Genomic DNA, 6,740 nt, shown 5'->3' with positions numbered 1-6,740 from the left:
CAAAGGGCGGAACAAAGGGCGGAACAAAGGGCGGCAAAATGCGGTGCGCCGTCACGGCCCGCCCATGCGCATCGCGCCCGCATAGCCAGTCAGTTCCAGATACGCCCGCCCGAGCTCCGTGCCATCGCGGCTCACCCGCGCCGCGCCTTCCCAGTACACCGCGCCGGTGGACTGCCGCGAGTCCAGTTCCTGATCGTCCATCAGCGGATCGAGCTGCCAGGTCAGCGCGCCGGTCCTCACCGTCATCGCGACCGGATACGGCGTGTTGGTGCGCGGTGAACGCCACGTGCGGCGCGGCGTGAACTCGACCTCCTTCGGGGCGAAAGTCGTGACATGTCCATCACGATCGCGCATTGCAGCGTGCGCCCAAATAGCGTGTCCGTCGCGGCCGCGCACCTTGAAGGCCATTAAAGCCGATCCGTCGAACAGATTAGCGCCCAACCAGTCCCATCCCACTGCATTCGCATCGAGCAGGGTGCTCGACCATTCGTGATCGAGCCACGCAATGCCCGTTACCGCAGTGGCAGCTTGCGATGAACCGCCTCCAGTGACAGGCCTTGTCACGCTGCCCGACACACGCAGTTGCGGCTCGCTGTAGTAGTAGCTCGCCTGTTCCGGTCGAGGGCCCTTGCGGGAGTAGCCGCGCTCGCCTTGAATCAACGGTGCCTGTGTCGGTGTTAGCGTGAGATGCAACGTGAATTCGCCGGCATCGACGGCGACATCGTAGCGGCCATCCGCGGCACGGACGATTTTCCATGCATCGAGCTTCACGTCGGTGTTGGCGGGCTTCGCATACGCAAGCCCGAACCCCTGGCGCGCAATCCGTTGATCGTGCACGAGATGACCCAGTGCCGGATCACTCAGCGCCGCATGCGCAATGATCAATTGAGAAGGCGCAAAAGTACTCGGGTCCGCGGCATCGTGGCCCGTTGCGGACCGGAAGAAAGTGATCTGGAAACCAAGCGGCTTGTTGTCCGTCGTGTTGAGCCAGCCCGTCGCGTACCACCACTCGGTGCGAAAATCGGCGTGAGCGCCAGTGTCCATCGGCAGCACGATGGGACGTTCTTTTGTGACGACGGCAAACTCCGGCGTTGCGCCGAAGGCCGGCGAAACAGTGAGTACGGTAGAAAGAAACAAGGTAGAAACTCGCGGGCGTACACGCCAAAACCGCGCAATGCGAAGCCTGATCTCAACCGCAAGGCGAAGAACCGCCGCGCGCCGCACGAGTCCGCACGTCGACGAGAAGCGCAGCCGCGTTCGCATCACCAGTCCTCCTTGACGGCGCGCAGCGCATCGACGGAAACCGCGCCGCGTCCCGCGAGCACGGCCGTCGAGCACGACGACGCCAGCATCACCAGTGCAACGGTGCCGAGAATAATCCACGGAACATGCAGCGACATGCTCCAATGAAACGATTGCGGATTGACGACGAATACAAGAATCAGGCTGATCGCAAACCCGAGAACGAAGCCCATTGCAATGCCGCATGCCGTGAGCAGACCGCCCTCGAGTGCGAGTACTGCGAGGATCTGCGAGCGCGTTACACCGACATGCCGCAGCATGCCGAACTCACGAGCGCGCGCGAGCGTCTGTGCGGAGAACGTTGCGGCCACACCGAACAAGCCGATAACAATCGCGACCGCCTCGAGAAGATAGGTGACCGCAAAGCTCCGGTCGAAAATCACGAGCGTGCGCGCACGAATGTCGCCGGGCTGCGCGATCTGCAACATCGCGCCGAAAGGTAGTGCGCGCAATCCGGCTATTACGCTTTCGACGCTCGCGCCTCGTTCGACGCTTACCGCGACATCGGTCGCACTCATGTCGGTGGTGAGGCGCCGATAATCGGCGAGCCGTATCTGTATCGCACCGCTTTGCCGCACATAGTCGCGCCACACGCCGGCCACGACGAACGCGTGTCCGCGCTCGCCAATCGGCAAGTGAACACGCTGTCCGAGCTTATAGCCGTATAGATCGATCATTGCTTCGGATACCCAAACAGGTGTTTCGTCGCCGTGCAGATCACGAATACCGAGTACAGGTCCCGTCATTTGCAGATTCGCGCCAGGATCGGCCACATCGATTTCGCGGGCAAGTATCGCGATGTCGGGGCGCGCGGGGTCGAGTGTGATATGCGACGCGCGCGTGAAGGCTGCTCTCGCAATGCCTGGGACGCTTGCAAGCCGGCGCTGCTCATCGGCGCTGAGACCGCCGGTGTCGCCGTTCTGTGCGACCCGTACATAGAGATCGGCCGATAGCAGATGCACGAGCCAGTCTTCGACGGACACGCGAAAGCTCGCGACCATGATCGCCATCGCCACGATCAGCGCGAAGCTCGACAACACGCCGCCCATTGCAATCGACGCATGACCCGGCGCATTTGCAAGGCGTGCGAGCGCAAGCGTACTCGCGACGCCGCTGCGCGGCCGCGCAGCCAAACCGCGACTCGTTGCACCGAACACAAGGGCGGTCACGCGCGGCATCAATGCAATGCCGCCGATAAGTAACAACGCGACGGCCACATAACCGCCAATGGGCGCGTCGAACCAAGGCGGCGCTTGCGTCAGCAGCGCCGCGATCAGCAGGCATAGCAATGCAGGCCACGGCGTGGCGAGCCGCGCGAGCGCGCCTTCTTCGGCGCCTGCCTTCAGTGCCGACGCGGGCCGTGCGCGTGCCGCTTCGAGTGCCGGCGCGAGACTGCCGAGAACAGCCACCGCGATGCCGAGCGTCAAAAAGAGTGCGCTTGCAAGCGGTTCGAAGCCGACCTGCGGTTGCACGCCGGGAAAATAGCCGCCACCGAGATCGCTGCCAAAAAAGCGCAACGCGCCCGCAGCAAGCGCATAACCCAGCGCAAGGCCGCATAGCGAACCGAGCAAGCCGAGCAGCGCGCCCTCGAAGAGAATCTGACGCAATAGCTGGCCGCGTGTCAGTCCGAGTACGCGCAACATCGCAAACTGCGCACGACGACGCACGACACTCAATGCCTGCGTCGAAAAGACGAGAAACGCGCCGGTAAAAAGCGCGACGAGCGCGAGCACGTTCATGTTGATTCGATAGGCACGCGAGAGCCTGTCAGTGCGACTTTCGACGTCGCGCGTTTCCGCAATGATCCATTGACTACCTAGCTCTTTCTGCAGATCGCGCTTGAAGCGCTCGCGGTCGACGCCACGTTTGAGCTGCACGTCGATGCGCGACAGTTTGCCGACCTTGCCGAATTTCCACTGAACGGCCGCGATATCCATGATGGCGAGCCGTTGCCCTGGCCGTGTTCTGGCGATGCCGCCGGCCACGCGCAAATGCACGAGCGCGGTGCCGTTTTGCAGCACGACCTGATCGCCCGTCTTCACATGCAGCCATTGCTGCGCGGCGGTGGAGAGGAACACGGCGTCGGAGGCGAGCGTGTCGAGCGGCTGCGCGGCTGACGGAACGCCGATCAGATCCGGCGCAATACGGCTCGCCCTGAATACATCGATGCCGAGCACCGGCAGCGCGGCATTGAGTTCATGCACGCTGACGTCGAGCGCCAGTACGGGGCTCGCGAGCGCGACGCCCGCTCTTGTGGCCACGCGCGGATAAATTGACTCGTCGAATAAAGGTTGTGCGCCGCGTACTTGCAAATCTGCCTGGCCCGAAAGACTGCGCGCCGCAGCGGAGAACTCGTTGAAGGCTGCACTGTTGATGAGTTGCACTGCATAGCCAAGCGCCACGCCGAGCGCGATCGTTGCAATTGCAACGAGTGCCCGTCCGCGATGACTGCGCCATTCGGCGCCGAGCAGCCAGCGCGCGAGAGTGCGATGCCCGCGCGTGCGCGCGGGGCGGTACGAATCAGCGGGCGTCATCGACTGAACGCGCTGCAGGTTGCGAGCCGTATTCCGCGGGTGAAAGCGCCTGTGCTTGCGATGCGGGATGCAAGGCGCCGTCGCTGAGAATCAGGATGCGATCGGCAATCGCGGCCGCGGCCTGCGAGTGTGTGACCATCATCGTTGCCGCGCCGGTCGCCTTGCTTTGCGCTCGAAATAACGCGAGCACGCCATGCGCTGTGTCGGGGTCGAGGTTGCCCGTCGGCTCGTCGGCGAGGATCAAAGTAGGGCGATGCACGAGGGCGCGCGCGATGGCAACGCGTTGCAGTTCGCCGCCCGACAGTTGCCGCGGAAAATCGTCGCCACGGCCTTCGAGCCCGACTGCCGCGAGCATGTCGAGCGCGGCGGAAACGGGCAGTTCATTTAACAGCAGCGGCAATGCGACGTTCTGCGCAAGCGTCAGATGTGGCAGCACGTGAAAGGCCTGAAAGACAAAGCCGAGTTTCTGACGACGCAAACGCGTCGCGGCATTGTCATCCAGACGCGAAACGGCAGCACCGCCGATCATCACCTCGCCGCTGTCCGCCTGATCGAGGCCGGCGATCAGATTGAGCAGCGTCGATTTGCCGACGCCCGAGTCGCCCATGATCGCAACGAATTCGCCGGGCGCGAGCGTGAAATCCAGATTGGCGAGCACGACTCGACCGCTGCCGTACTTCTTGCTCAGCCCGCGGCACTCGAGCGCGGGTATCGCATCTTCGTCACGAAACTGCATGCATGGTCCGCAAAGTACTGTTGATCGCTGAGTATATTCGGCTTCTGTAAGGTGCGTCGGCGCATCGGGTTATCAGTGTCGCGCGGCACCCTGCGCGAAAGTTGGCTGACGCTCGCGCCTTCTTTCGGGCGCGCGACAGAACAAAAATTTTTCGCGCTTTATAAAAAAGCTCTGCGCTACAGGCCGAAAAAGAGCAATCGGGGAATGCCGTACGACGAGTACCGCGAGTGCCTTGCGTGCGGAGCCTTGAGCGACCCGAAAAAGTTCTCCCAAAGAGCCGGCAAAAGTCCGCTTCCTTCAGCAACTGCGCGACGTCGCCACCAGGTGTCGTGGGATTGTGCAAACGCACATTTTTATTCGTTGCGCAAGAGGCCACGGGCGCAACAATCCATTGTCTACGGCATCGGCGCATTGTTGCGATGCAAAATTATTCTTATCTTGGTAACCTTCCACCCTTGTCATTCGACTGCGGGTAAACGTGAACTCCGGTAGTACCGATTCACGCAAGTCCGATCAAGAGAAGCCTACATTTTCGCTTCAATACTTTCCAAATAGAAAGCATTGCGGCGGCGTTTTGTACTCCAAGTTTCGATAGAGCACATGCCATTGCCTCTTCTTAGTCTACTTATCTGGATCCCTATCGTCGCCGGCCTGGTGCTTCTGCGCGCGGGCTCCGACGCCGCACGCGGCCGCACGCGCTGGCTCGCATTGATGGGCGCCGTGGCGGGTTTCGTGCCGGTGATTCCGCTGGTGGCGAACTTCCGCAATGACGTCACGTCGATGCAATTTGTCGAGAACTTCCGATGGTCGCCGACATTCGACATCGCGTGGCACGTGGGCGTCGACGGTATTTCGCTGTGGCTCGTCGCCTTGACTGCGCTGACGACGATCATCATCGTGGTCGCTTCATGGGAGTCGATCACCGAGCGAACCGCGCAGTACTTCGGCGCCTTTCTGATGTTGTCCGGCTTTATGCAGGGCGTATTCACGTCGCTCGACGGCATGATGTTCTTTGTCTCGTTCGAAGCCACGTTGATTCCGCTCTATCTGTTGATCGGCACATGGGGACATTCCAATCGCTCGTATGCCGCGGTGAAGTTCTTTTTCGTGTCGTTCCTCGGCTCGCTGATGATGCTGATGTCGATGCTGTATCTGTACAGCCAGACGCACAGTTTCGATCTCGCGCTGTGGCGCGAAACGCGGCTTGGCACGATGCCGCAAGTACTCATTTTCCTCGGCTTTCTCGCGGCATTCGGCGTGAAAGTGCCGATGTGGCCGTTGCATACCTGGTTGCCCGACGTGCACCTCGACGGCCCCACCGGCGCGGCGGTGATGATCGGCATGCTGAAACTCGGCGGCTATGGTCTGCTCCGCTTTGCATTGCCGATCGCGCCGCAGGCCAGCCATTTTTTCGCGCCGATGATGATCACGCTCTCGCTCGTCGCCGTGATCTACGCAAGCCTTCTCGCGCTCGTGCAGACCGACATGCGCCGACTGCTCGCGTATTCGACGGTGGCCCATATGGGACTCGTTACGCTGGGTCTTTTCGTGTTCAACCGCATCGGTCAGGCCGGCGCGATTGTGCAGATGCTGTCGTATGGCGTGGTGTCCGGCGCGATGTTGTTGTGCACAGGCATGCTTTACGATCGCACGAAAACTGCCGCCATTGACGAGTACGGCGGCGTTGCGAATACGATGCCGCGTTTCGCTGCTTTTGTGATGTTGTTTTCGATGGCGAATATCGGTCTGCCGGGTACTTCCGGTTTTGTCGGCGAATTCATGGTGCTGATGGGCGCGATTCGCTTTAACTTCTGGATCGGCGCAATGGCGGCGTCCACGCTGGTTCTGAGCGCGGCTTACACGTTGTGGATGTACAAGCGCGTGATTTTCGGCGCGATCGCAAATGCGCGAGTCGCGGGATTGAAAGATCTCGGTAAGCGCGAGTTCGTATTGCTCGGCGCAATGGCGTTGCTGGTGCTTGCAATCGGACTGGATCCGAAGCCTTTCACCGATGCAATCGATCCGTCTGTCGGTACGTTGCTGGCGCAATCGGAGCGCTCCACGCGTCCGGAGCCGACGCGTCGCGATGGCGTCGAACACCTGCAAGCAGCGGCGCCGGCGGCGGTTGTTGCGGTGACGCGCACGCCAGGGTGATAGGGTAGTGTAAG

General features: G+C 61.5%; 4 protein-coding genes. 1 reads left to right on the top strand and 3 read right to left on the bottom strand.

Features of this window, described 5'->3' with window-relative positions; all coding sequences use genetic code 11:
- Nucleotides 1-51: 51 nt before the first annotated feature.
- From P0D87_RS27660 to P0D87_RS27650, 3 genes are read right to left on the bottom strand one after another with little or no spacing between them, the layout of a single operon-like run.
- Nucleotides 52-1,263, bottom strand: coding sequence for a lipocalin-like domain-containing protein (locus tag P0D87_RS27660; RefSeq protein ID WP_053860597.1), 1,212 nt, complete (start codon nt 1,261-1,263; stop codon nt 52-54).
- The gene (locus P0D87_RS27655; protein WP_053860598.1) at nt 1,263-3,836 is read right to left on the bottom strand and encodes an FtsX-like permease family protein; all 2,574 of its coding nucleotides are present in this window, start codon (nt 3,834-3,836) and stop codon (nt 1,263-1,265) included. Before P0D87_RS27655 ends, P0D87_RS27660 begins: the two co-directional genes overlap by 1 nt.
- Nucleotides 3,823-4,572 (bottom strand): ABC transporter ATP-binding protein, encoded by a 750-nt coding sequence (locus P0D87_RS27650; RefSeq protein ID WP_006052209.1) that lies wholly within the window; start codon nt 4,570-4,572, stop codon nt 3,823-3,825. The genes P0D87_RS27655 and P0D87_RS27650 overlap by 14 nt, the downstream gene beginning before the upstream one ends.
- A gap of 600 nt (nt 4,573-5,172) precedes the next feature.
- Here P0D87_RS27650 and P0D87_RS27645 point away from each other — a divergent pair.
- Nucleotides 5,173-6,726 carry a complex I subunit 4 family protein gene (locus P0D87_RS27645; RefSeq protein WP_053860599.1) on the top strand — a complete coding sequence of 518 codons (1,554 nt, stop codon included), beginning with the start codon at nt 5,173-5,175 and terminating at the stop codon, nt 6,724-6,726.
- Nucleotides 6,727-6,740: the final 14 nt, after the last annotated feature.

Origin of the sequence: Paraburkholderia sp. RL17-368-BIF-A (assembly GCF_046054045.1) — a bacterium.
Taxonomy (GTDB): domain Bacteria; phylum Pseudomonadota; class Gammaproteobacteria; order Burkholderiales; family Burkholderiaceae; genus Paraburkholderia; species Paraburkholderia graminis.
Note: the sequence above shows the minus strand (reverse complement) of the source record. Positions and strands in the feature narration are given on the sequence as shown.